The sequence below is a fragment of the Streptomyces sp. NPDC056452 genome (assembly GCF_042796085.1).
Taxonomy (GTDB): Bacteria; Actinomycetota; Actinomycetes; order Streptomycetales; family Streptomycetaceae; genus Streptomyces.
Genome location: NZ_JBHTRI010000047.1, coordinates 1 through 23,791, shown reverse-complemented (window position 1 = coordinate 23,791; position 23,791 = coordinate 1). Strand labels below are relative to the sequence as shown.

The following is a 23,791-nucleotide window of genomic DNA, read 5'->3' as shown; positions in this document are numbered from 1 at the left end:
TCTGTACGTCAGCTCTTCTCGAAGCGGAAGCCGACGCCCCGGACGGTCGCGATGTAACGGGGATTGGCGGCGTCGTCACCGAGCTTCTTGCGGAGCCAGGAGATGTGCATGTCGAGGGTCTTCGTGGAGGACCACCAGGTGGTGTCCCAGACCTCGCGCATCAGCTGGTCGCGGGTGACGACCCGGCCGGCGTCCCGGACGAGGACCCGGAGCAGGTCGAACTCCTTGGCGGTGAGCTGGAGTTCCTCCTCGCCCATCCAGGCCCGGTGCGACTCGACGTCGATCCTGACCCCGTGGGTGGCGGGCTGCGGGGCGGACTCGGTGGCGCCGCGGCGCAGCAGGGCGCGGACCCGGGCGAGGAGCTCGGCGAGACGGAAGGGCTTGGTGACGTAGTCGTCGGCCCCGGCGTCCAGGCCGACCACGGTGTCCACCTCGTCGGCCCGCGCGGTCAGCACGAGGATCGGCACGGCGTGGCCGTCGGCGCGCAGCCGCCGCGCGACCTCCAGGCCGTCCATCCCGGGCAGCCCCAGGTCGAGCACGACCAGGTCGACGCCGCCCTGGAGCCCGGCGTCGAGTGCGGTCGGGCCGTCCTCGCGGACCTCGACCTCGTAACCCTCTCGACGCAGGGCACGGGCCAGAGGCTCCGAGATGGATGCGTCGTCCTCGGCGAGCAGTACACGGGTCATGCAGTGATGGTAGTCCGCACAGGGCGCCCGAGGTGAGGCGCTTGTGGAGACCTGCGGGTCAGGGTTACGAATCGGTCATCCTCCTTTGAATGTGCGAGTCTGGTTCCACCACAACCTGTGATCCATGTCTCAAGTCCTTTCATATCCCCGTGTGTCGTGTCGTATGGTGGCTCGACGCCTGTTGCACTACAGAAGGACCTTTGGGCAGCGTTTCGCGCCAAGGGTCGCTTTTATGTGCGGGGCCGGTTCATGCCGGCCCTGATCAGTGAATGACCTGTGAGCCGGGCCCGGAGTGCGAGAAACGCGCACCGGGTGTGGATCCCGGTGCGGTCGGTCCCCCGACTCCGCCCCGACTCCCTGCGGAGCCGACGGCCGGATCGAATCCCCTTGAGGCGTCAGGGGTGGGGCGCAGCCGTACCGGTGCCGGCTACCCCCCACCGGGCGCGTCACTCTCGCGAGGCGAGCGTCCCGACCAGCAAGGATCGACCATGGCGTCCAGCCTGACGAAGGACTCGGCCAGTACTTCTGGTTCGCAGAAGACCTTCTTCGGCCACCCCCGCGGCCTGGCCACTCTCTTCATGACCGAGATGTGGGAGCGCTTCAGCTATTACGGCATGCGCGCCCTCCTCCCGCTCTACCTGATCGCTCCCAACGGGCTCGACATGGACCCGGGCACGGCCACCGCGATCTACTCGGTCTACCTGTCGTTGGTGTACCTGCTCGCCATGCCCGGCGGCTGGTTCGGCGACCGGGTCTGGGGCCCGCGCAAGACCGTCGCCATCGCCGGCGGCACGATCATGCTCGGCCACCTGACCCTGGCACTGCCCTCCGAGGGCACGTTCTTCGCCGGTCTCGGCCTGGTGGCGATCGGCTCCGGTCTGCTGAAGTCCAACATCTCGACGATGGTCGGCCACCTCTACGACGGCCCGGACGACCCGCGCCGCGACGGTGGCTTCACGATCTTCTACATGGGCATCAACCTGGGTGCCTTCGCCGCGCCGCTCGTCATCGGCACCATCGGCGAGAACGTCAACTGGCACCTGGGCTTCGCCATCGCCGCGCTCGGCATGGGGCTGGGTGTCGCCCAGTTCCTGCTCGGCACGCGCCACCTGAACGAGCGCAGCCTGATCGTCCCGAAGCCGCTGGACGCTGCCGAGCGTGCCTCGACCCTGCGCAAGGCCATGATCTGGATGGCCGTCGCGGCCGTCTTCTACATCGGTACGGTCGTCACCGGCGTGTACACGCTGAACTGGCTGCTTGTCCCGATCACGATCGCGGGCCTGGTCATCCCGGTGCTAGTCCTGACGCGCATCAAGCGCGACAAGGAGCTCAGCGACACCGAGCAGAAGAAGATGTCCGGCTACATCTGGTTCTTCGTGGCCGCGGCCATCTTCTGGATGATCTACGACCAGGGCGGTTCGACCCTGGCGATCTTCGCCGACTCCTCGGCCGAGAACTCGGTCCTCGGCTGGGACTTCCCGGTCTCCTGGTACCAGTCGGTCAACCCGGTCCTGATCATGGCGCTGGCCCCGGTCTTCGCCGCCTTCTGGATGGCGCTGAACCGGCGGGGCAAGGAGCCCAGCACGATCGTGAAGTTCAGCTCCGGTCTGGTCCTGGTCGGCGCCTCGTTCTTCCTGTTCCTGCTGCCGCTGACCATCGCGGGTGACGGCCACAAGGCCGCGGCGATGTGGCTGGTCGCGATCTACTTCGTGCAGACCGTCGCCGAGCTGACGCTCTCCCCGGTCGGCCTCTCGGTCACCACGAAGATGGCTCCGGCCAAGTACGCCAGCCAGATGATGGGTGTCTGGTTCCTGGCGGTCACCGCCGGCGACTGCACCACCGGTCTGCTGTCCATCGCGGGTGTCGAACTCAACGGCACCGGGGTGGTGGCGCTCCAGGCCGCCCTCGCGGTGGCCGCGGGTGTCGCGATCTTCATGTACCGCGGCAAGGTCAAGACGCTCATGGGCGACGTCCGCTGACCCGGACTCCTCCCCTGCCGAGGGCCGTCGCACCGATCCGGTGCGGCGGCCCTCCGTCGTAGCCCACCGGATGGGGGGCGAGTACCCGCCGGGGAACGACAAAGAGCGCGCCCGACGGGCGCGCTCTTCTGCAGCGGGGCGGAAGCGAAGGGGCTACGCGGGAGCCGCCAGCTCCGCCCACACGGTCTTGCCCGGTTCGTCCGGCGTACGCATGACGCCCCAGTCCAGACAGAGCCGCTGGACGATGAACATGCCGTGCCCGCCGGGCCGTCCCGCACGGTGAGGGGTGCGCGGCGACGGCTGTCCCGCGCCCCGGTCGACGACCTCCACCCGCAGCACCTTGGGCGAGCAGGCGATACGGAGCTCCTCAGGACCGTCCGCGTGCAGGCAGGCGTTCGTGACGAGCTCGGAGACGACGAGCAGGACGTCCTCGGCGGCGGCACGGCGATCGGCGCCGGACGCCGGGAGCCAGCCCCAGTCGTGCAGGGCCTGCCGGGCGAAGTCCCGGGCCATCGGCACGATGCCACTGGCCTGCTTCAGGGAGAGGGTCCGCCACTGCCGGTCCGCAGGTACGGCAGAGGCAGCGCCCTTGCCGTCCGGCTCGCGGCCGAGGCCGCCCGGCGGATGCTGCCGGGTGGTGCTCATCAGCGCTTCACCTCACCGATTCACCGTGTTGCCATCGAACAGATACTGATCAGATACAGAGTGTGCCGGGTCCGTGACCCCACCGGGGTGTCTCCTGCCCTGCCGAATCGTGACAACACCCACTTCGGCTACGCCAACAGCGTGATGAGAGCGACACCCGGTGCCCACGGGGCTGCAAAAGCGCACAAAAGGCCCGGTCAGGAGTCCAGAGCCTCTTCGAGTGAGGCATGGACGGTGAAGACCGCCTCTGCCCCGGTGATCTCGAAGACGCGTGCCACCACAGGGAGCATTCCGGCCAGGTGGACCCCGCCGCCGGCCGCTTCGGCCTTCAGGCGGGCACCGAGCAGCACATTGAGCCCGGTGGAGTCGCAGAACTCGAGCCTCGAGCAGTCGACCACCAGGCGCACACGCCCCTGATCGACCGCGCTCTCCAGAGGTTCACGGAGCAGATCTGCGGTGTGGTGATCGAGCTCACCCACCGGCGTCACAACCTCGCTGCGGCCGTCCGTCCGGACCTCGACCTGAAGCCGACCCCGGTTCGCACTGCCGACCGTCCCGCGGTCCATGCCGTCCCTCTTCGCCGTCCGTCACTGTCCGCGTCACCAGGAGCGCGGTTATCTGCGCGGCTGCCGCCGACGTGCGTAAAACATTACGCGTTTCCCTCGCCACACGGTAGTCGGAGACCTCAACAAACCGGACATACAGGCATATTTGGAGCTTGTAACTCGTGGTGGGAACCGGGTAAGGGTAGAAGGGACAGCAAAACCCGGAATCCGATCGGCTTTGGAGGCGCCGCTTCACCGCAGGAACACGTATGGGCATCGGCAGCCATATGCCGAGAACGATGGAGGAGAACCATGTCACCCCGGCTCGACGTATCGCGTACCCACAACGCCACGTCGACATGTCCTCAGGGACCGACCGATTCCGACTCCCCCGCCGCGACCGCCGTACCCGGCCCGCGCACCAGCAGCACCTCCCCCCACAACGACCACGACAACGACCTCCTGAGCGAGGGCCACGAGGAACTCCCCGAGATCCCGCCCTTCGCCGAAGTCGGCGCCCTGGACGCCAGAGCGCTGTCGAAGACACTCTTCGCGCGGCTCGAGTCCCTCGAAGAGGGCACCCACGAGTACGCGTACGTCCGCAACACCCTCGTCGAGCTCAACCTCGCGCTGGTCAAGTTCGCGGCCTCCCGGTTCCGCTCGCGCAGCGAACCCATGGAGGACATCGTCCAGGTCGGCACCATCGGCCTGATCAAGGCGATCGACCGCTTCGAACTCAGCCGCGGCGTGGAGTTCCCGACCTTCGCGATGCCCACCATCGTCGGTGAGATCAAGCGCTTCTTCCGTGACACCAGCTGGTCCGTGCGCGTCCCGCGCCGCCTGCAGGAGCTGCGCCTCGACCTCGCCAAGGCGGGCGACGAGCTGTCCCAGAAGCTGGACCGCGCACCCACCGTGGCGGAGCTGGCCGAACGCCTCGGCCTGACCGGCGACGAGGTCGTCGAGGGCATGGCCGCGAGCAACGCGTACACCGCGAGCTCGCTGGACGCCAAGCCCGAGGACGACGACAACGAGGGCGCCCTCGCGGACCGCATCGGCTACGAGGACCACGGACTCGAAGGCATCGAGTACGTCGAGTCCCTGAAGCCGCTCATCGCTTCGCTCCCGACGCGCGACCGCACGATCCTCTCGCTGCGGTTCGTCGCCAACATGACGCAGTCGGAGATCGGCGAGGAGCTCGGCATCTCGCAGATGCACGTGTCCAGGCTGCTCTCACGGACTCTGGTCAAGCTCAGGAAGGGCCTGACACTGGAGGAATGACCCGGTGGTCCACGGACCCCCGAGACGTCATTGCGGAAGGACCTGTCCCGGCAACGGGCGGGTCCTTCCGCATTGTTGACGAAGTGCCACGGACTGGGCCACATTGGACACTTGGGTTCTGGGGGGAACACATGGCTGATGGGGAGAGCGGTCCGGCAGCCCACGCCGCGGCGGAAGCGGCGATGCGCGCCCGGATCGGCCGCGAATGCCTCTACGTACCGTCGTGCAGGCTGGGCCTCTACGTGGCGCTCCGCCACTGGTGCGAGCCCGGCGGCAGGGTTTTGATGTCCCCCGTCAACGACGACGTCATCCTCTTCGTCGTCCTCGCGGCGGGCCTGCGGCCCGTCCAGGCCCCGCTGTCCGCCACGGACGGTTCCATCGACGTGGACGCCGTGCCCGACTCCGTATGGAACGGACTCTCGGCGGTCCTCACCACCAACCTGTACGGACACCCGGACCCCGCCCCGGAGCTGCGCGCCCGCTGCGACCGGCTCGGCATCCCGCTGATCGAGGACGCCGCGCACGCCATCGGCAGCGGGACGGACGGAAGACCGGTCGGCACCTTCGGGGACGCGGCCGTCTTCAGCCTCTCCAAGCACGTCGGCGCCAAGGCCGGGGGCTTCCTCGCCGTCGCCGACCCGGGGCTGCGCGCCCCGCTGGAGCAGGCCCGCGACGCGCTCCTCGACCCTGCCGCGCTCACCGCCGAACTCGCCTACGCCGTACGGCCGTACGCGGAGGCGGCGGTACGCGGACTGCGGCTCGCTCCCGCCGCCCGGTGGGCTCTGCGGCTCCTCGGGCTCCAGGAGCGCGAGGAGATCCGGATGCCGCTGCGGCCGGCCGCCCTCCGGCAGGCCCTCGGCACCGCGCCCTCCCTGACCGGCTTCCACTCCTGGGTCCGTGTCGACATGCACGACTACCGGGTCGCCCCGGGCCGATTACGGCTGCGCCGCATCGAACGCCTGCTCGCCGGCCTCGACGACCGGCTCACCGCACACCGGGCCGGCACCGAGCGCCTCCTCGCCACCCGCTGGGCGGCGCCGCACACTGCGGGCACCCCCGTTCAGCCGCTGTTCCGGGTGCCGCTGCTGGTGGCCGACCGGGACGCGGCGATCGCCGCCCTCGCCCGGCACCGGATCACCGTCGGCTACCTCTACGACCCGCCGCTCGACAGCTACGCCGGGGAGCCGTTCACCGACCCCTCCGCCCACCCCGCCAACGCGGCCTGGTTCGCCCGGCACGCCCTGCCCGTCGACCCCCTGCGCGCCGGACGGGTCATCGATGTCCTCACCGCGGCAGGCATCGCGCCCGCGAGAGAGCTGCCCGGTGGCTGACACCACCAGAGTCGGCCCGCCGGCCGGAGGCGCCGACGCCGCACAGGGCCGTGCGGCGGACGCGCCCGTCCCGGCGGAACAGGACGGCGCGAGCGGCGACTCGATGTTCCGCAACGCCTACGCCCTGATGCTCTCCACCGGGGTCTCCGCCGCCCTCGGCCTCGGCTTCTGGCTGGTCGCCGCCCGCTATTACACCGAGGAGGCCGTCGGCCAGGGTTCCGCCGCCATCGCGGCGATGCGGCTCCTCGCCTCGGTCACCGCGACGACGATGATCGGGGCCGTGGTGCGGTACGTGCCCCGGGCCGGACGCGCCACCGCGTCCCTGGTCGCCCGCACCTATCTGGCCAGCTCCGTCGTCGTCACCCTCGCCTGCGTGGTCTTCCTGCTCACCCTGGACCTGTGGGGGGACTCGTACGCCCCGCTGGGGACGCTCTCGGCCGGGCTCGTGTTCACCGGGTCGTGTGTCGCCTGGGCGATCCTCACCCTCCAGGACGGGGTACTGACCGGGCTGCGCAAGGCCTTCTGGGTGCCCGTCGGCAACGCCGTGTTCTCCATCGGCAAGCTGCTGATGCTCGCCGCCTTCGCCACCGCCCTGCCCGTACTCGGCGTGTTCGTCTCCTGGGCCGCGGCCATCGGCCTGTCCGTACTGCCGCTCGGCTGGCTGATCTTTCGCAGACTGATCCCGCACCAGGCCGGAGCCGACCGGGACCGCGAGCCGCCCGGGCTCCGCGAGATCGGCCGATTCCTGGCCGGGGACTCGGTCGGCGCCCTCTTCAGCCTCGCCATGATCAATCTGCTGCCCGTGATGGTCGCGGTCCGCTTCGACGCCGCGCACAACGGCTTCTTCTACATCGCGTACACCGTCGGCGGCACCATGGAGTTCATGGCCATCAACATGGCCTCCTCGCTCACCGCCCACGCCTCCCACAGCCCCGGCCACCTGGCCGAGGGCGTACGGGGGGCGCTGCGCCGGATGGCCCTGCTGCTGGTTCCCGTCGTCCTCGTCCTGGTCGTGTTCGCCCCGCAGATCCTCGCCCCGTTCGGCCACGACTACGCCGACCACGGCACGCTCGTCCTGCGCCTGCTGGCCGCCGCCGCACTCCCCCGGGTCCTGGTCGAGCTGTACATCGGCGTGCTGCGGGTGCAGGGCCGCACCGGTGCGCTGGCCGTCCTCCAGGGGGCGATGTGCGCGGCGGTGCTGGGCAGCGCGGCCCTGCTGCTCGGTCCGCTGGGGATCGCGGGGGCGGGCTGGGCGATGCTCCTGAGCATGACGGCGGTGGCGTCCGCGTCCGCCCTGGGGCTGCGCGCCGCGCTGACGGGACGGCCCGTCCTCGGCCGCGGGAGGCGGTCCCGGGCGGCGAAGGACGAGGAGTTCGGGACGAGTTGGGCCCGCACGGCGGCCCGGCGCACCCGGGAGCGGCGGGCCGAGGAGTACGGGGCGGACTGGACCTCGGACACGGTGTACCTGCGCGGCGCCCACGACACGGTGACTCCCGCCTTCGGCATCCCCGTCCTCGTGCGCGACGGCTCACCGTCGGCCCCGGACCGGACGGACGGCGAGTCCTGGCCGAACGCCGCCCTGTGGCTGCTGCTGGGGCTCGCCGCGGGGCTGTTCTGGGTGCCGTTGACGCGGGTCGCGCGGGCCGGCCACCACCGGCTGACCGGCACCGAGCTGATCCATGCGCTGCCTCCGGTCACCGTGACGGCGGGGGTGCTCATGATCGTCGTCTGCAGCGGGGCCGTCGCGCTCCGCCGTTTCCGGCCCGCGCTGATCGGGTCGGCGCTGCTGGTGACCGTGGCGGCCCTGCACTCGGCCCCGCCGCTCCTCGGTGTCCGGCCCCCCGCCGCCTCGCAGGAACTGCACGGGACCCTCGCCCGCTTCCTGGCCGGGGCCGCCGGGCTGGACTCGCCGGCCGCGGTGCTTCTGGGGCTCCCGCTCGCCCTGCAGGTGCTCTGCCTGGGACTCGCGGCCGTCCTGCTGCGGTCCGCGGGCGCCCCCCGCCGGGCTGTTGCCGCCCTGGTATGGGTGCTCGCGGTGGCCGGGTGGGCGGCCCAGGACGCCTTCGCCGCCGCCGGGCTGCCCGTGTTCTGCGGGCTGTTCGCGGCAACGGCGGTGGCCCTCACCGTCCGCGGCAGGATCAGCGGCCGGGGACCGGCTGCTTGAAGTAGTCGTCCTGACCGGCCGTGCGGTAACCCTCCAGCCCCGGCCCGTCGTTGACGGTGAGGTCGCAGCCCTCGCCCGGCACCGCACGGTTCCAGTGCACCAGCGCCCTGGCCCCCTTCATCGTCCGTACGACCTCGGGAATCTCCTCGTACCACTCGCGCTGGCGGTCCGCGTCGGCCGGATCCGGGACGGTGGCGAACTCGGCGAGCATGACCGGTTTCTCCGCGCTGATGTGCGTGCGCAGCCAGTCGTACGTGGGCCGCTGGCTGCGGTCGAAGTCCTTCCAGTCCGTGGTGTCGTGGCAGGTGAAGTAGTTGTACTGGTCCATGCCGATCCAGTCGACGTAGTCGTCCCCCGGATAGAGCTGTTCGAAGAGCTCCCCCGACTGCAGGAAGCCGGAGACCGTCCACACCCACACCACGTTGTCCACACCCAGCTCCTCGAACCGGTCGTGGAGGTGGCGGTAGGCGGCGACGTACTCCGCGGGGGTGCCCGCGTCACCGACCCGGGCGTCGACCTCCTGGTCGAAGGAGAAGAACACCCGCTTCCCGTACGCCTTGATGCGACGGGCCTGGGGGTCGATGATCTCGCGGTCGTACGCCCCCGAGGCGACCTTCGCCCAGCCGAGCTGGTCCTCGGTGTAGTTCGCGTGGCGGGGCTCGCGCCACACCGTGGACTCCCAGGCCAGCATCAGCATCCGGTCCCGGCCGAGGATCTGCTCGTCGGGGGTGAGGAGCTGCCCGTCGAGCTTGTTGTTCGACATGTCGTGGTACGTGTACAGGAGGTCGAGCCTCCGGCCGATCTTCTTCTCGAACGCGTACACCGCGTCCTTCAGGGAGCCGTTCTCCGCGTACGGGACATAGGCGCCCCACCAGGCTCCGCACGGCGGTACGAGAGTGGCGGACGGGGCGCACCCGCCACCGCTGACCTCGCCGGTGGCGGCATCGGCGGGCAGGTCGTTCGCGGACGGTACGGGAGGGTCCCCGTCACCGGACGAAGGCGTACCGAACCAGGCGACGAGGCCGGTCAGCAGCGCCGCGACGGAGACAAGGGCGAGCGTCAGGTACGTACGGGGCCGGCGCAGCCGCGGAACGGAGACCGGCCACGGCACAGGGCGTCCGGTCATCGGCGCTTCACAGGTTTGGCCCGGCCCCTCTCCGCGGCGCCGCGGGTGGCCGCGGGCAGCGGTAGGCCGGGGCACGCGGCCGCGACCGTGGTGAACGCGGCGAGCGACACCAGGAACGCGGTCGCCGAGAACGCCTCGGCCAGGAACAGCGACGTGGCCGTGAGGACGGCGAGGGACAGGCCGAAGGGCGCGGCCAGCGCCAGCGCTTCGAGGCGGGCCGCGGGTCGGAGCATCCCCGGCTGTGGGTACAGCAGGGCGAATCCGGGGCCCACGCAGACGAAGAGGAACACCGGTATCCAGCGCAGGGGCGAGCCGCCCGGCAGTGCGGTCGCGGCGAGCGCCACCCACCCGGAGAGCGCCACAACGGCTCTGATCAGGGTCTGTGGCCCCGGTGCTGTCGGTTGCCGGTTCTCGGACACGATGGCGGCCTTCCTCGTCTAGGGCCCGGTGTACTGCAGGACGACGCCGTACTCGGTGCGCTCGACCACACGGAAGAGCGGCGATGCGGTGAGATCCCTGGTCAGCCGGGCGAAACCGCCGGGCGGCAGCAGCCCCTCACCGGCGGTGTAGATGTCCTGGGTGCGCGTGAGGATGACGAAGGCGGTGGCGCCGGGCGGCATCCGGGTCGAGAGATAGCGGGCGGGGTCCTCGAGCATCGCGACGTTCTCGGGGAGTTCCTGCTCGGCGAAGAACCAGTGCTCCAGGTGGTCGTAGCGGTGCAGTGCCCGCGGGAAGGAGCCGGTGGTGGCCAGGATCAGTGCCCCGTCGGGGGCCCGGTCGATGGCGCGGGTGACGAGCGCCGTCTCGTCGGGCGGTGTGTAGTTCATCTGCTCCTTGCCGTAGTACGAGGGCATGAAGCCCACCAGCAGGGCGACCAGCGACAGGGGCAGCGCGACCGCACAGATCCTCCGTACGGCCGGCCTCACCCGGTGCACGCCGCTGCCCCCGGCCGCGGGCACGAGCGCCGCGGCCGCGAAGAACGCGGCACCGGGCAGCGCGAACAGATAGACCCGGAAGAGCATTTCGCCGCCGTAGTCGTTGACGACGAAGAGCGGTACGGGGGCGAGGGAGGCCAGCAGCAGCGGCAGCGCGCTGTGCACCAGCCGTCGGCGCAGCAGCAGGGCCGTCCCCGCCAGGGCGGCCAGGGCCAGCACCATCAGGATGTTGGCCCGCCCGGCCAGTTCCGGCCCGGCCCCGGTGAGCTGACCCGCGTACCCGGCACGGGAGTTCTGGGTCAGCTCGCCGAGCGAGTCGCGCAGGGTGCCCAGCGTCTCGGTGAACAGGGGACGGCCCATCGTGAGGTCCCAGGCCAGCATGAGCAGACCGGCCACGACGAGCAGCCCGGGGTTGCGGTAGCGGCGGGTGAGGTTGAGGGCGAGCAGGGTGACGCAGAGCATCACCGGGGTCAGCTGGTGCACCGCGTTGACGGCGGCGATCACCGGCACCAGGACCACCACGCAGATCGCGCGCTGCCGGGTGCCGGTGGGCGGCGGGACGACGGCGGCGGCCGGGTCGAGGTAGGCGCGGGAGCGCAGCCGCCCCGCGGAGCCGGGACGCACGAAGTGCCGTACGACGACGGCGAACACGGCGAGGTGGAGCAGGAAGGCGAGGCCCTGCGGGGCGAGGTAGTCCTGGCCCACCCAGTTGGCGAGCTGGAAGATCCAGACGGCCGTCCAGACCAGGCGCCAGTCCTCGCTGAAGGTGCGGTAGATCAGGATCAGGACCGGCATCATCAGCAGACCGAGGACGATGGGCGCCCAGTTGAGGTACGTGGCGGCGCTGTCGACCCCGAGGGCGCGGACGAGCCCGCCGTTGAGGGTGAAGAAGCCCGGCCACTGGTCGTAGGCCGACATGTTGCCGGACAGGCCCTCGTTCGGGCGCAGTTCCCCGTTGGCCAGCAGGTGGTTGATGACGGCGTCGTGCTTGGACGCCCAGGGGTAGCGCTCGGAGTCGTACAGCACGGCGGGGACGCCCTTGAGGGCCATCAGCAGACCGGCGCAGTAGAGGGCCGGCCACCAGGGCGCCGTACCCGCGCGGCGCAGGCTGACCAGGAAGCCCGCGGTCAGGGCGAGCAGGGAGAGGTAGTAGGTGACCGGCAGCCGGTCCAGCAGGCCGTACTCGCCCATCGAGCGGAATCCGATGTGCGGAAGGGCCTGGATCCACAGGCCGGCTGCCAGGAGCAACGGCAGCCAGGTGAGCAGCGGCTGAGGTCTCAGCACCTCGGGGACACGGCGCCGGGACGGCTCGGGGGGCGGAGTGCCGGGAGGTCCGGCCGGGGGCGGCGTGGAGCCGCTGCTCCCTGCGGTGTCCCCTGCGACCGGCACAGGAACAGGCTGCTGCACAGTGCGACTCCCCCCACGGATGTGGTCGCGGCCGTCACGCCGCTGTCCCCTTAAGCGAAGTATAGGAATGTGCTTCGCCTTTGTACGGCTCTCGCGCGGTCCGGTGCCCCGTCACCCGTCTTGCGTCACCCGTCTTGCGTCACCCGTCCTGCCTCACCCCGCTCGCCTCACCCCGCTCGCCTCACCCCGCGAACACCGGTCCCCGTACCGCCGCCCGGGCCCGCCGGTACCACCGCCAGCCGATGGTCGGCAGCGAGTCGGGGAACGGCGCCACCGGAGCGCCGCCGCCCGCCATCCACTCCTCGACGTCCCGCACCGTGTGCCCCCGCCGGAGGATCAGCCGCGCGATCCGGTACGGCTCGTCCCGCGCGGAGCTCAGCGCGTGCCGGACGGCCACCGCACTCTCGTACCCGGCGGCACGGGCGGCGCGGCGCACAGCCGCGCTGTTGTACCCGTGCGGGTAGGCGAGATGGGTCACCTCGTGGCCCAGCACATCCTCCAACGCTCTCTTGGAGTCGGTGAGCTCGCGCCTCAGAGCCGTACCGGACAGCGTGTCCAGCTGGCAGTGGGTGACGGTGTGCCCGCCCACCTCCATGCCGTACTGCTCGAGCAGCGGTGCCTGCTCCAGGCTCATCATCGGGCCGGGCGGCAGCAGACTGGACCCGCCGGCAGCCAGCGCGCCGGTGGTGAGGTAGGCGGTGGCGGGCATCGAACGCCCGGCGAGCGCCTCGGCGGTCGGCCCCGGCAGATCCGCGAAACCGTCGTCGAAGGTGAGGACGACGGGGCGGTCCGGCAGCGGGCCGCGCCCCGCGAGATGGTCCACCAGGGCACTGATCGGGACGGCGGTGCGCCCGCTGGCGGCGATCGCGTCCAGCTGGGCGGCGAACGCGCGCGGCCCGACGGTGAACTCGGCGATCCACTGCGGGGGGTCGTCCATCACCGCGTGGTAGAGCAGCACGGGTATCCGGGACGCCCCGGAGCTGCCGGATCTGTGAGCGCTCATCTCCCCTCCCAGGGACGTGGTTCGCCTCGGACGGACAGCCGGGCGCGTAGGTATCCGACCGGGCCGTACAGCAGGCCGCGCCGCTCCAGCCGGGACAGATGCCGGGGCCACGGGTAGGTGTACGTGCCGTGCTCGCCGGGAACGGCCCGCCGGCCGGCCGCGTCCGTGGCGCGCGACGCCGTCATGGCGCGGGCGTGGGCGAGACCGCGCGGCAGCCGGGCGAGCAGGGCGGGCAGCAGGGCGGGGCGCCGGACCAGGAGTGCCGTGAGACAGGCGGTGAGCCCGGCCCCGTACCCGTACGCCTGCCCGCACAGGTCCTCCCAGCGCTCCCGGTGGTGGTGCCAGACGAGCGCGTCGGGTGTGTAGAGCAGGGGATGGCCCTCGGCGAGGATCCGTACGAAGGCGTAGAGGTCGTCCCCGCCCCTGGCGGGGGTTCCGGTGCCCGTGGCGGGGTCGAAGCCGCCGACGGCCCGCAAGGGTCCGGCACGGAAGGCCATGTTGGCGCCGGACCCGAACCGTCCGGCGGTGAACGGGAAGAGCGGCTCGTCGGCCGGCGGGCGCGCGGGGTCGTAGCGGCGCCCGGCGAATCCCTTGGCGAAGCCGCCGTGGCTCTCCAGCAGGGTCTGCGCAGGGGTGTTCAGCCGCGCGGGCAGGATCAGGCCGGTGACACAGCCGAGCCGAGGGTCCGCGGCGAACGGCAGGGTGAGGGCGGTGAGCCAGTGCGGATCGGCGATGACGTCGTCGTCGGTGAAGGCGAGGACGTCCGCCTCGGCGGCGGCGATCCCCCGGTTGTGGGCGGCAGCCAGACCGGGCACGGGTTCCAGGACGTGCCGGACGCCTCGGTGCGCGTACCCGGCCGCGACGAGGTCGCGGGTGGCGGTCGTGGCAGGTGCGTTGTCGACGACGACGATCTCGAAGTCCGGGTGGTCCTGGGCCAGCAGTGAGTCGAGCGCGCGGGCGAGCTGCTCGGGGCGCTCCCGGGTCGCGACGACGACGGTGGCCCGGGGGGCGTCGCCCGGCGGGGACGCAGGGAGCGGCTCCGGCAGGTCGATCTCGTCCACCGCCTGTCCGGCGAGTACGGACGCCGGGTCGTCGCCCGCCCGGATCCGGCCGACGACCGTGCCGACCGGGCGCCCGCGCAGCCGCACGAGCGCGAAGACCCGCTGGTCCTCGCCCTCGTGCGGACCGTCCTTGAACGGCGGGCCGCCGGGGGCGGGGATGATCCGTGCGCCCGTGCCTTGCGGTGTCCCGAGCTCCAGCTCGGCCACGGCCACACCGGCGAGGTGGCCGATGTCAGGTAATTGCGGTGCTGTTCCGGCTCGTTGTGTCCTGTACGGCATCCGGTCCCATCCCCCACGTCGTCGTGACGCCATGGCCGCCCGTTGTGAACTGCGCGCGCTGCAGCCCCGCGCCGGTTGCTGTGACGCCGATACGGCCTGTGCGGCCGCAGCGGCCGCAGCGGCCGCAGCGGCCGTTACGGCTGCTGCGGGTGCTGCGGGTTCTTCGGCTGCTTCGGCTGCTTCGGGTTGCGCAGCCGGCCCGCCCGCTCGAGTCCGCGCTGTGCCGCACCCGCCAGCCGGGGCCTCTTCCGTACGAAGCTGTGCGCCCTGCGCGAGGGTTCACGGCCGAGCCACTGGAGGGCCGCGCCCGCACCCGGCCTGACCGACGCGCCCTCGTGGACCGTCAGCTCCCCTGTCTTCAGCGCGTCCTTGTACTCGGCCGCCCCGCGCCCCATGTCGAGCATCCCGATGCCGTCGTCCGCGGCTGCCCGCGCCATCCGCAGATGGAGGATCAGCCCGGGAGAGAACTTCGCGAACTCGGGGTCGTACGCCGGGAACCAGCACGAGAGCACAGTCCGCGAGCGCAGCCCGAAGTGGGCGGCCACGGGCTTGTCCCCCGCGTACAGAACCGAGAGCAGACCCGAGCACCCGGGTGCGCGGGTGTGGAACAGGAACTCCACCAGGTCGCGGATCCACTTCTTCGCGAAGCGGTCGCGGCGGCCGGTCCTGCGGTACTGCGCGGACTTCCACCCCATCAGGGTCCGCAGCACCGCCGGATCCCTCTCGTCGAGGACGAACCGCACCTCACCGGCCTGTCGGCCCAGCTTGCGCTCCTTCGCCAGGGTGGTCCTGAGGAACTTCGGTGACCGGGCGCACAGTTCCGTCTCGTAGCTCTCGTAGCCGTCACCGACATCGATGACGTACGAGGGGTACGAGCGGGCGGCGTCCGCCTCGAACAGCTCCTGACCCGCCTCGAGGTTGTCGAACTCCCATGCGGAGATCCCACAGGCCCGCAGCAGCGTCCTGGCGTCCAGCGGGAGACCTGGGCGCAACACCGCGCCCTGGAGGTCGGAGACCCCGAATCCGATCGCCCTGCCGTGGCCGCCGAACCGCCCCCGCTCGAAAGGGAAGTAGCCGGCCGCCCCCTGCGCTTCGTCGCTGATCACGGCCACCCGTGCGCGCGGCCGGACGCGGCCGACGGCAAGGGTGAATTCCGGTTCCATGAACGGATGGGCCGGAGCGCCGGACTTCGCCCGCAGCTCCCGCCAGGTCTCGATGTCCCCCACGCCCAGATCCCCGGGCCTGACCACACGTATGCGCCGACTGCTCACCAGACCCCCCGGTCTACCCCCTGAGCCACGCTGCCCAGAACGGTACCGGGCACGGTCACTCCGCGGTAGGCACCCGCGACATCTTGTGACCGACCGGTGAAAATCGGCTCCTTCCGCTTCCGCCCGTTACGCGGCCTGCTCCCCGCGCCGCCACACCTTGCTGACCAGCGGAACTCCCGGCCGGTAGGCGAGGTGGACGTGGCTCGGGGCGTCCAGGAGTACGAGGTCGGCGCGGGCACCGGGCGTGATCCGGCCGATGTCGTCACGGCGCAGGGCGGCTGCGCCGCCCGCGGTGGCGGACCAGAGCGCCTCGTCGGGGGTCATGCCCATGTCCCGTACGGCGAGGGCGATGCAGAACGGCATGGAGGACGTGAACGAGGAGCCCGGATTGCAGTCGGTGGAGAGCGCGACGGTGGCGCCGGCGCCGAGGAGCCGACGGGCGTCGGGCCAGGTCGCGCGGGTGGAGAACTCCGCGCCGGGGAGCAGCGTGGCCACCGTGTCGCCCTGGCCGAGCGCGTCGAGGTCGGCGTCGGTGAGGTGGGTGCAGTGGTCGGCCGACGCGGCGTCGAGCTCGACGGCGAGCTGGACTCCGGGGCCGTGGCCGAGCTGGTTGGCGTGGACGCGGGGGTGCAGGCCCCTGGCCTTGCCCGCGGTGAGGACGGCGCGCGCCTGGTCCCCGTCGAAGGCGCCCTTCTCGCAGAAGACGTCGATCCAGCGGGCGTACGGGGCGCAGGCGTCCAGCATCGGCCCGGTGACGAGGTCCACGTATCCGGCGGGGTCGTCGGCGTACTCGGGCCCCACGATGTGCGCGCCGAGGAAGGTGACTTCGTCCGTGTGGCGGGCGGCGATGCGCAGGGCGCGGGCCTCGTCCTCGACGGTGAGGCCGTAGCCGGACTTGGTCTCGAAGGTGGTGGTGCCCTGACGCAGCGCCTCGGCGAGATAGCGCGCGACATTGGCCGAGAGCTCGTCGTCGGAGGCGGCGCGGGTGGCGGCGACGGTCGTGCGGATGCCGCCGGCGGAGTAGGGGAGGCCGGACATGCGGGCGTTGAACTCGTGGGTGCGGTCGCCCGCGAACACCAGGTGGGAGTGGGAGTCCACGAAGCCGGGGATCATGGCCCGGCCGCCCGCGTCGACGGCGTTGTCAGTGGCGGGTGCTTTGCTGGATTCACCGGTCCAGACGATGCGGTCGCCCTCGATGACGACGGCCGCGTCCTGGATCAGGCCCAGGGGGGTCCCGTTACCGAGGGAGGGGTCATTGGTGACCAGGCTGGCGATGTTGGTGACGGCGGTCGTCGTCATCTGGGGTGTGCTCTCCTCGTGTTCGGGGATCAGCCGTGCAGGGCGGCGATGGCGGAGGCGAGTGCTGCGGGGACGTCCTGCACCTGGGTGTGGTGACCGTCCCGTACGAGATGCCGGCCTGCCACGACCGTGTGCCGCACATCGGCGGCGGAGGCGGCGAATACGGCTGCTTCGGCTGCCAGCCGGGGCGCCGGCCCCGCTGTTCTGACGGAGTCCAGCGCGACGGTGGCGAAGTCGGCCGGCGCACCCGGTTCCAGCGTGCCCGCGTCGGGGCGGCCGAGTGCCGCGTGCCCGTCGGCGGAAGCAGCTCTGAGCAGGGCCGCAGCCGTCCAGTGTCCGCGTACATGGGTGCGCAGGCGCTCGTTGAGCTCCATCGCCCTGGCTTCCTCGAAGAGGTCGATCACCGCGTGGCTGTCGCTGCCCAGCGAGAGCGGGGAGCCCGCCCGTTGGAGGGCTGCGGCGGGCCCGATGCCGTCGGCGAGGTCGCGTTCGGTGGTGGGGCACATGCAGGTGCCGGTCGTGGAGCTGCCCAGCAGGCTGATGTCCTCGGCGGTGAGGTGCGTGTTGTGGATGCCGGTGGTGCGCGGGCCGAGGACCCCGTGGTCGGCGAGGAGCCGGGTGGGGGTGCGGCCGTGGGCCGCGAGGCAGGCGTCGTTCTCGGCGGTCTGCTCGGAGAGATGGACGTGGAGGGGCGCTTCCCGCTCCTCGGCCCATTTCGCGACGGTCGCCAGCTGACCGGCCGGGACGGCGCGCACGGAATGGATGGCGGCGCCGATCAGCGTCCGGTCGTCGCCCTTGAGGAGGGAGGCGCGCTCGGCCCAGGCGTCGGCGGTGGTGTCGCTGAAGCGGAGCTGGTGCTGGTTGGGCTTCTCGCCGAATCCGGCGGCGAGATAGGCGGTGTCCAGCAGGGTGATGCGGATGCCCGCCTCGGCCGCCGCCGCGATGAGGGCCTCACCCATCGCGTTCGGATTGTCGTAGGGCGTACCGCCCGGCGCGTGGTGCAGGTAGTGGAACTCACCGACGGCGGTGATGCCGGCCAGGGCCATCTCTGCGTACGTGGCACGGGCGAGGTCGTAGTAGGTGTCGGGGGTGAGCCGGGAAGCCGCCCGGTACATCAGTTCGCGCCAGGTCCAGAAGGTGCCGGACCCGACCTGGACGGTGGAGCGCAGGGCCCGGTGGAAGGCGTGCGAGTGGGTGTTGGCCAGGCCCGGGACGGTCAGGCCGCGCAGTGCGGTGGCCCCGGGCGGCGGTGCGTCGATGCCCGTACGGACACCGGCGATGCGCCCTGCTGCCACGTCCAGGGCGACGCCCGGCTCGACGTGGGTGCCGAGCCAGGCGTGGGACAGCCAGTAGGTGGAGGTGACCGGTGTGCCCGTGGGTTGCGTAGTCAGCTGCACGCGAGGCCTTCCAGTACGTCGGCGAGTGCGATCACCCCGGCCACGCAGTCGTCCTCGGCGGCGTGTTCGGCCGGCGAGTGCGAGATCCCGGTGGGGTTCCGTACGAACAGCATGGCGGTGGGCACCGAAGCGGACAAAATACCCGCATCGTGGCCCGCCCCCGTGCCGAGGACGGGGACGGTGCGTCCCGTGTCGTCCGGGCCGCGCTTTCCCAGCACCCGGCAGATCTCGTCGCGCAGGGCGTGCTGGAACTCCACGACGGGCGTGAACGACTCGCGTACGACGTCGAGGTCGATCCCGGCCCGTCCGGCGTGCTCCCGGGCGGCCCGCTCGATGCCGCCGACGACGGCGTCGAGGGTGGCCTGGTCGGCGGCCCGTGAGTCGAGCCAGCCGCGGACGAGGGAGGGGATCGCGTTGACCCCGTTCGGCTCGACAGCGATCTTGCCGAAGGTCGCGAGCCCTCCTGCGAGCTCCGCCTCGCGCCGGGCCGCCAGGACGGTCTCCGCGTACGTGAGCATCGGGTCGCGCCGGTCGACGAGCCGGGTGGTGCCGGCGTGGTTGGCCTCGCCCCGGAAGTCGAACCGCCACCGCCCGTGCGGCCAGATGGCGGAGGCGACACCGACCGGGTCACCGCTCAGGTCGAGTGACCGCCCCTGTTCCACATGGAGCTCGACGAACGCACCGATACGGGCGAGCCGTTCGGGGTCGGGCCCGATGGTGCCGGGGTCGTATCCGGCGGCCTCCATGGCCTGCGGCAGCGTGACACCGTCCCCGTCGCGGAGCTGGTGCGCCTTGTCGACGGTCAGCTGCCCGGCGGCGAGCCGGGACCCGGCGCAGGCGAGTCCGAAGCGGGCCCCTTCCTCGTCACCGAAGTTGCTGATGGCGAAGGGCCTGGTGAACTCCGCTCCCCTGCGGCGGAGTTCGTCGAAGGCGGCGAAGGAGGAGACCACGCCGAGGGGCCCGTCGAAAGCGCCGCCGTCCGGCACGGAGTCGAGATGCGACCCCGTGACGACGGCGTCCCCGGCGAGCGGATCGCCGTACCAGGCCCACTGGTTGCCGTTCCGGTCGACCTCGTAGGCCAGTCCGCGCGACTCGGCCTGCTCCCGGAACCACGCCCGGCACTCCACATCGGCCCCGGTCCAGGCGTAACGCCGGTACCCGCCGCTGCCCGCATGGCGGCCGATGGGCGCGAGGTCGCGCCACATCGACTGGAAGGACGGCTGCGCCGTCTGCGTCACGGCTGCTCGCCCTCCGCCATGGGAACCCGCACGCCCTTGTCCGAGGCGACGGACTCCGCAATGTCGTAACCGGCATCGACATGCCGGATGACCCCCATGCCCGGGTCGTTGGTGAGCACCCGGCGGATCTTCTCGCCCGCCAGCTTCGTACCGTCGGCGACCGTGACCTGTCCCGCGTGGATGGAGCGGCCCATGCCCACACCGCCGCCGTGGTGGAGGGACACCCAGGAGGCTCCCGACGCGACGTTGACCATGGCGTTCAGCAGCGGCCAGTCCGCGATCGCGTCGGAGCCGTCGAGCATGGCCTCGGTCTCGCGGTACGGAGAGGCGACCGATCCGCAGTCCAGATGGTCGCGCCCGATGGCCAGCGGAGCGGCCAGCTCGCCGCTCGCCACCATGTCGTTGAACCGCTCTCCGGCCTTGTCGCGCTCGCCGTACCCGAGCCAGCAGATGCGGGCAGGGAGGCCCTGGAAGTGGACGCGTTCACCGGCCATCTTGATCCAGCGGTGCAGGGACTCGTTCTCCGGGAAGAGTTCGAGCATCGCCTTGTCGGTCTTGTGGATGTCGGACGCCTCGCCGGAGAGGGCGGCCCAGCGGAAGGGGCCCTTGCCCTCGCAGAAGAGGGGCCGGATGTAGGCGGGGACGAAGCCGGGGAAGTCGAACGCCCGTCCGTAACCGGCCAGTTGTGCCTCGCCACGGATCGAGTTGCCGTAGTCGAAGACCTCGGCGCCGGCGTCCATGAAGCCGACCATGGCCTCGACGTGGCGGGCCATCGACTCGCGGGCGCGCTGGGTGAAGTCGGCGGGCTTCTCGGCGGCGAGGTCCGCCATGTCGTCGAAGTCGACGCCGAGCGGGAGGTAGGCCAGCGGGTCGTGGGCGCTGGTCTGGTCGGTGACGATGTCGATCGGCGCGCCCTCGGCGAGCATCCGGGGCAGCAGCTCCGCCGCGTTGCCGAGGAGGCCGATGGAGAGCGGGCGGCGGGCGTCGCGCGCCTCGACGGCGAGCTGGAGGGCGTGCTCCAGGTTGTCGGCCTTGACGTCCAGGAAGCGGTGCTCGATGCGGCGCTCGATGGCGCGCGGGTCGCAGTCGACACAGATGGCGACGCCGTCGTTCATGGTGACGGCGAGCGGCTGGGCGCCGCCCATGCCGCCCAGCCCGGCCGTCAGGGTGATCGTCCCGGCCAGGGTCCCGCCGAACTTCTTCGCGGCGACGGCGGCGAACGTCTCGTACGTGCCCTGGAGGATGCCCTGCGTACCGATGTAGATCCAGGACCCCGCGGTCATCTGCCCGTACATGGTGAGCCCGAGGGCCTCCAGCCGGCGGAACTCCTCCCAGTTGGCCCAGTCGCCCACCAGGTTGGAGTTGGCGATCAGCACGCGCGGCGCCCACTCGTGGGTCTGCATGACACCGACGGGCCGCCCGGACTGGACGAGCATCGTCTCGTCCTGCTTGAGCGTCCGCAGCGTGCGGACCATGGCGTCGTAGGACCGCCAGTCCCGGGCAGCCTTGCCCGTACCGCCGTAGACGACGAGCTTGTCCGGGTGCTCGGCCACCTCGGGGTCGAGGTTGTTCTGGAGCATCCGCAGGGCGGCTTCCTGCTGCCATCCCAGGGCACTCAGTTCCGTACCGCGCGGTGCCCGTACGGGGCGGGGTCCTGACATGGGGAATGCCTCCTCGCGACTGCGACCGTCCTGCCTGTGACTGTTCTATTCACATCCTGCTGGTCTGAATACTCCTAGTCAACAGGGAGCGCCCGCCCTTCCGGTCCGACCGCCTGCCGGAGCGGAATCCCCGCGCGGCCGCCACCGGCCGGGGAGGAAACCCCGCACGGCCACCGCCGCCCGGAGCCCCTTTACACGGCCAGCCGCATGTACCAATGGAAAATGCCAGAACTCCCACCTGCCGCAAGCACGTTGCGTAGCCTCTCCATTACAGCCGTACGCCACGTCGGGAGGGGAGTCCGCGTTGCCCGGAATCGACGAGTGCCTGCTCGAAGTCATGAGGCTGCCCGGTGCCCGGGGCGCCGCGGTGGTCGACTGGACGAGCGGTCTCGCCCTCGGCACCATCGGCGACTCGCCCGGCGGTGACCACGAGGCGACCGCCGCCGAGACTGCCGAGGTGGCGAGGATGGCCGCGGAGCAGCCGGTCTTCGCGCAGTCACGACCACAGGACTTATCCGCCCCGCCCGGACCGGCCGTCGAGGACGTCATCGTCACCACCCCGCCCGGCTATCACATCCTCCGTTTCGTCGAGACGGACTTCGACAGCAGCGTCTTCCTGCACCTCTGGCTGGACCGCGCGGAAGGCAACCTCGCCCTCGCCCGCATACGGCTCGGCGAGATCGCGGAGCGGCTGGTCCTGGCATGAGACCGACCGCCACCCGGCCGGACACCGCCGAACAGACCGCCCCTTCGGTCCCCTCCCCCATGCTCCAGCGGCTCGCGGCCGAGCGCGCAACCGGCGCATTGATGCGCGACCGCGGCACCCTGTACCTCGCCGACGGCCAGATAGTCCACGCCGAAAGCCCCGCCACCCCCGGGATCGACGTCCTGCTCATCACCGGCGGCGCGCTGCGCACCGAGGGCTGGTGGGACGCGGTCGCCCAGGCGGGCGCCGGACAGCGGGTCGGGCGCTACCTCGTGGACAGCGGCCGGGTGCCCGGCGGCGCGCTGGAGCTGTGCCACCTGGGTGCGCTGTACGACGCGGCCTTCTTCGCCCTGGCCCCGACCCGCACGCCGGCCCGCTTCCGCTACGGGGTCTCCCACTGGATCGGCCCCGTCCACCCCGTCCCCGTGGACGCCGTGCAGCGCGAGACGCTCCGGCGCCGGGAACTGCTGGACCGGATCTGGCCGGACGCGCTCACCGACAGCGCCCCGCTCACCCCTGCGGCGCACCCCGTCGACGCCCCGGTCCCGCCAAGGCAGCGCCGCGTCCTGGACCTGGTGGACGGTGTGCGTACGGCCACGGACATCGCCCAGGAGCTGGGCCGCTCGGCCTTCCACATCCTGGTCGACCTGCGCCGGCTCGCGGCGGCCGGCCTGGTCGGCACGGCCCGCCGGACCTCGGCCCCGTCCGCCGCCGCGGCCGGCCGGATCACGCTGCCCGAGGTCACGGCCGACCCCGACGTCGCCCTGCTGCGCCGGCTCAGAGACGCATTGGAGGCCCTGTGATTCGCGCGCTCAGACAGCGTGCCGGGAGGAGACAACTGATGGTGCCCGAGGCCGAAGTGCAGGATGTCCTCGACGAGCTCCAGCGGTTACGGGCCCGGGTCCCGCTCCTGTCCGGCGCACTGGCGGCCAGTACCGACGGCCTGGTGCTGGCCCAGGACACCCCCGGTGTCGAGGCCGAGGGCGTCGCCGCGCTGACCGCGGCCGCGCTCGGCGTGTCCATCCGGATGACCGACGCCACCGGCCGCGGCGGCTTCCGCGAACTCCTGGTCCGCGGCGAGAGCGGCTACATCGCGACGTACGCGGCAGGGGCCTCCGCCGTGCTCACCCTGCTGGCCGAGGACCGCATCAACGTCGGCCGGCTGCACCTGGAGGGACGCCGCGCGGGCGCTCGCATCGGTGAGGTGGTCGACGCCGCGCTGGAGCGCGCGGAACGCCCCGCGCCCCCGGCACGCGCCCCGCAGGCCCGCACACTCCCCCGCCGCCCCACACAAGACCCCAGCTGACACACACGCACACACGGATCCGGCCCGCCGGGCCGGCCAGGAAAGGAACGAGCACTCATGGCCAACACCGAAGCGTCACTGAAGGACGCGATGACGTCGATCGAGGGCACCCTCGGTGTCGCACTCGTCGACTACACCAGCGGCATGGCACTCGGCACCCTCGGCGGTGGCAAGGACTTCAATCTGGATGTCGCCGCAGCGGGTAACACCGACGTCGTACGCGCCAAACTCCGCACGATGGAACACCTGGGGATCAAGGAAGAGATCGAGGACATCCTGATCACCCTCAGCGGCCAGTACCACCTGATCCGCCTGCTCAAGACCCGTGGCAACAACGGCCTGTTCCTCTATCTGGTGCTGGACTCGGGCCGCGCCAACCTGGCGATGGCCCGCCACCAGCTGAAGAAGATCGAAGCCGAACTGGAGGTCTGACTCCCCGGCCTCAGCGGCGGCGACGCCGCGCCCCTCCGGGCG

At 71.5% G+C, this 23,791-nt stretch carries 21 protein-coding genes; 8 read left to right on the top strand and 13 right to left on the bottom strand.

The window, feature by feature from the left end; translation table 11 throughout:
- Window positions 1-8: 8 nt before the first annotated feature.
- The gene (locus ACFQ6X_RS32705; RefSeq protein WP_329210334.1) at window positions 9-686 is read right to left on the bottom strand and encodes a response regulator transcription factor; all 678 of its coding nucleotides are present in this window, start codon (window positions 684-686) and stop codon (window positions 9-11) included.
- A 488-nt stretch (window positions 687-1,174) separates the two neighbouring features.
- On the opposite strand from ACFQ6X_RS32705, the gene ACFQ6X_RS32700 reads away from it, so the two are divergent.
- The gene (locus ACFQ6X_RS32700) at window positions 1,175-2,665 is read left to right on the top strand and encodes an oligopeptide:H+ symporter (RefSeq protein WP_383186936.1); all 1,491 of its coding nucleotides are present in this window, start codon (window positions 1,175-1,177) and stop codon (window positions 2,663-2,665) included.
- Between the two features lie 153 nt (window positions 2,666-2,818).
- On the opposite strand, the gene ACFQ6X_RS32695 is transcribed toward ACFQ6X_RS32700, so the two are convergent.
- Window positions 2,819-3,310: an ATP-binding protein gene (locus tag ACFQ6X_RS32695; protein WP_383186933.1), complete on the bottom strand. Its 492-nt coding sequence runs from the start codon at window positions 3,308-3,310 to the stop codon at window positions 2,819-2,821.
- A gap of 197 nt (window positions 3,311-3,507) precedes the next feature.
- Window positions 3,508-3,876, bottom strand: coding sequence for an STAS domain-containing protein (locus ACFQ6X_RS32690; RefSeq protein ID WP_383186930.1), 369 nt, complete (start codon window positions 3,874-3,876; stop codon window positions 3,508-3,510).
- A gap of 291 nt (window positions 3,877-4,167) precedes the next feature.
- Between ACFQ6X_RS32690 and ACFQ6X_RS32685 the strand changes: the two genes are divergently transcribed.
- The 3 genes from ACFQ6X_RS32685 to ACFQ6X_RS32675 all read left to right on the top strand — a co-directional run bounded on the left by ACFQ6X_RS32685 (window position 4,168) and on the right by ACFQ6X_RS32675 (window position 8,628).
- On the top strand, window positions 4,168-5,133 hold the full coding sequence (locus ACFQ6X_RS32685; protein WP_383186927.1) for an RNA polymerase sigma factor SigF: 966 nt from the start codon (window positions 4,168-4,170) through the stop codon (window positions 5,131-5,133).
- A gap of 182 nt (window positions 5,134-5,315) precedes the next feature.
- Window positions 5,316-6,464 carry a DegT/DnrJ/EryC1/StrS family aminotransferase gene (locus tag ACFQ6X_RS32680; protein WP_383186987.1) on the top strand — a complete coding sequence of 383 codons (1,149 nt, stop codon included), beginning with the start codon at window positions 5,316-5,318 and terminating at the stop codon, window positions 6,462-6,464.
- The gene (locus tag ACFQ6X_RS32675; RefSeq protein ID WP_383186924.1) at window positions 6,457-8,628 is read left to right on the top strand and encodes a lipopolysaccharide biosynthesis protein; all 2,172 of its coding nucleotides are present in this window, start codon (window positions 6,457-6,459) and stop codon (window positions 8,626-8,628) included. Before ACFQ6X_RS32680 ends, ACFQ6X_RS32675 begins: the two co-directional genes overlap by 8 nt.
- Here the strand turns inward: ACFQ6X_RS32675 and ACFQ6X_RS32670 are convergent.
- From ACFQ6X_RS32670 to hutU, 10 genes are all read right to left on the bottom strand, one after another.
- Window positions 8,603-9,754, bottom strand: coding sequence for a glycoside hydrolase family 26 protein (locus tag ACFQ6X_RS32670; RefSeq protein WP_383186921.1), 1,152 nt, complete (start codon window positions 9,752-9,754; stop codon window positions 8,603-8,605). The two genes, ACFQ6X_RS32675 and ACFQ6X_RS32670, sit on opposite strands and share 26 nt — an antisense overlap.
- On the bottom strand, window positions 9,751-10,173 hold the full coding sequence (locus ACFQ6X_RS32665) for a hypothetical protein (protein WP_383186918.1): 423 nt from the start codon (window positions 10,171-10,173) through the stop codon (window positions 9,751-9,753). Before ACFQ6X_RS32665 ends, ACFQ6X_RS32670 begins: the two co-directional genes overlap by 4 nt.
- 18 nt (window positions 10,174-10,191) lie before the next feature.
- Complete coding sequence (locus tag ACFQ6X_RS32660) at window positions 10,192-12,078, bottom strand: hypothetical protein (RefSeq protein ID WP_383186916.1); 1,887 nt, start codon at window positions 12,076-12,078, stop codon at window positions 10,192-10,194.
- Between the two features lie 199 nt (window positions 12,079-12,277).
- Window positions 12,278-13,099, bottom strand: a complete 822-nt coding sequence (locus ACFQ6X_RS32655) for a polysaccharide deacetylase family protein (protein WP_383186914.1) — start codon at window positions 13,097-13,099, stop codon at window positions 12,278-12,280.
- Window positions 13,096-14,373, bottom strand: a complete 1,278-nt coding sequence (locus ACFQ6X_RS32650) for a glycosyltransferase (RefSeq protein WP_383186984.1) — start codon at window positions 14,371-14,373, stop codon at window positions 13,096-13,098. The genes ACFQ6X_RS32655 and ACFQ6X_RS32650 overlap by 4 nt, the downstream gene beginning before the upstream one ends.
- Before the next feature lie 200 nt (window positions 14,374-14,573).
- Window positions 14,574-15,710: a GNAT family N-acetyltransferase gene (locus ACFQ6X_RS32645; RefSeq protein ID WP_383186911.1), complete on the bottom strand. Its 1,137-nt coding sequence runs from the start codon at window positions 15,708-15,710 to the stop codon at window positions 14,574-14,576.
- 126 nt (window positions 15,711-15,836) lie between these two features.
- Entirely contained in the window at window positions 15,837-17,009 is a 1,173-nt protein-coding gene (hutI, locus tag ACFQ6X_RS32640; RefSeq protein ID WP_383186908.1) for an imidazolonepropionase, read from the bottom strand.
- 29 nt (window positions 17,010-17,038) lie between these two features.
- On the bottom strand, window positions 17,039-18,406 hold the full coding sequence (locus ACFQ6X_RS32635) for a formimidoylglutamate deiminase (RefSeq protein ID WP_383186905.1): 1,368 nt from the start codon (window positions 18,404-18,406) through the stop codon (window positions 17,039-17,041).
- The gene (locus ACFQ6X_RS32630; RefSeq protein WP_383186981.1) at window positions 18,397-19,611 is read right to left on the bottom strand and encodes an allantoate amidohydrolase; all 1,215 of its coding nucleotides are present in this window, start codon (window positions 19,609-19,611) and stop codon (window positions 18,397-18,399) included. The genes ACFQ6X_RS32635 and ACFQ6X_RS32630 overlap by 10 nt, the downstream gene beginning before the upstream one ends.
- A gap of 29 nt (window positions 19,612-19,640) precedes the next feature.
- Window positions 19,641-21,305 (bottom strand): urocanate hydratase, encoded by a 1,665-nt coding sequence (gene hutU, locus ACFQ6X_RS32625; protein WP_383186902.1) that lies wholly within the window; start codon window positions 21,303-21,305, stop codon window positions 19,641-19,643.
- Window positions 21,306-21,609: 304 nt separating this feature from the next.
- Between hutU and ACFQ6X_RS32620 the strand changes: the two genes are divergently transcribed.
- The 4 genes from ACFQ6X_RS32620 to ACFQ6X_RS32605 are packed head-to-tail and all read left to right on the top strand — an operon-like array spanning window position 21,610 to window position 23,749.
- On the top strand, window positions 21,610-22,011 hold the full coding sequence (locus ACFQ6X_RS32620; protein ID WP_383186900.1) for a hypothetical protein: 402 nt from the start codon (window positions 21,610-21,612) through the stop codon (window positions 22,009-22,011).
- Entirely contained in the window at window positions 22,008-22,814 is an 807-nt protein-coding gene (locus tag ACFQ6X_RS32615) for a transcriptional regulator (protein ID WP_383186898.1), read from the top strand. Before ACFQ6X_RS32620 ends, ACFQ6X_RS32615 begins: the two co-directional genes overlap by 4 nt.
- 38 nt (window positions 22,815-22,852) lie before the next feature.
- Window positions 22,853-23,317 (top strand): roadblock/LC7 domain-containing protein, encoded by a 465-nt coding sequence (locus ACFQ6X_RS32610; protein WP_383186896.1) that lies wholly within the window; start codon window positions 22,853-22,855, stop codon window positions 23,315-23,317.
- 57 nt (window positions 23,318-23,374) lie between these two features.
- Window positions 23,375-23,749, top strand: a complete 375-nt coding sequence (locus ACFQ6X_RS32605) for a hypothetical protein (RefSeq protein ID WP_329210304.1) — start codon at window positions 23,375-23,377, stop codon at window positions 23,747-23,749.
- Window positions 23,750-23,791 lie beyond the last annotated feature (42 nt).

Coding starts and splice junctions, on each gene's coding strand:
- ACFQ6X_RS32680 (WP_383186987.1), top strand. CDS start 5,316: ATGCGCGCCCGGATCGGCCGCGAATGCCTCTACGTACCGTCGTGCAGG.
- ACFQ6X_RS32615 (WP_383186898.1), top strand. CDS start 22,008: ATGAGACCGACCGCCACCCGGCCGGACACCGCCGAACAGACCGCCCCT.
- ACFQ6X_RS32630 (WP_383186981.1), bottom strand. CDS start 19,611: ATGTGGCGCGACCTCGCGCCCATCGGCCGCCATGCGGGCAGCGGCGGG.
- ACFQ6X_RS32690 (WP_383186930.1), bottom strand. CDS start 3,876: ATGGACCGCGGGACGGTCGGCAGTGCGAACCGGGGTCGGCTTCAGGTC.
- hutI (WP_383186908.1), bottom strand. CDS start 17,009: ATGACGACGACCGCCGTCACCAACATCGCCAGCCTGGTCACCAATGAC.
- ACFQ6X_RS32610 (WP_383186896.1), top strand. CDS start 22,853: ATGGTGCCCGAGGCCGAAGTGCAGGATGTCCTCGACGAGCTCCAGCGG.
- hutU (WP_383186902.1), bottom strand. CDS start 21,305: ATGTCAGGACCCCGCCCCGTACGGGCACCGCGCGGTACGGAACTGAGT.
- ACFQ6X_RS32705 (WP_329210334.1), bottom strand. CDS start 686: ATGACCCGTGTACTGCTCGCCGAGGACGACGCATCCATCTCGGAGCCT.
- ACFQ6X_RS32670 (WP_383186921.1), bottom strand. CDS start 9,754: ATGACCGGACGCCCTGTGCCGTGGCCGGTCTCCGTTCCGCGGCTGCGC.
- ACFQ6X_RS32700 (WP_383186936.1), top strand. CDS start 1,175: ATGGCGTCCAGCCTGACGAAGGACTCGGCCAGTACTTCTGGTTCGCAG.
- ACFQ6X_RS32695 (WP_383186933.1), bottom strand. CDS start 3,310: ATGAGCACCACCCGGCAGCATCCGCCGGGCGGCCTCGGCCGCGAGCCG.
- ACFQ6X_RS32655 (WP_383186914.1), bottom strand. CDS start 13,099: ATGAGCGCTCACAGATCCGGCAGCTCCGGGGCGTCCCGGATACCCGTG.
- ACFQ6X_RS32605 (WP_329210304.1), top strand. CDS start 23,375: ATGGCCAACACCGAAGCGTCACTGAAGGACGCGATGACGTCGATCGAG.
- ACFQ6X_RS32685 (WP_383186927.1), top strand. CDS start 4,168: ATGTCACCCCGGCTCGACGTATCGCGTACCCACAACGCCACGTCGACA.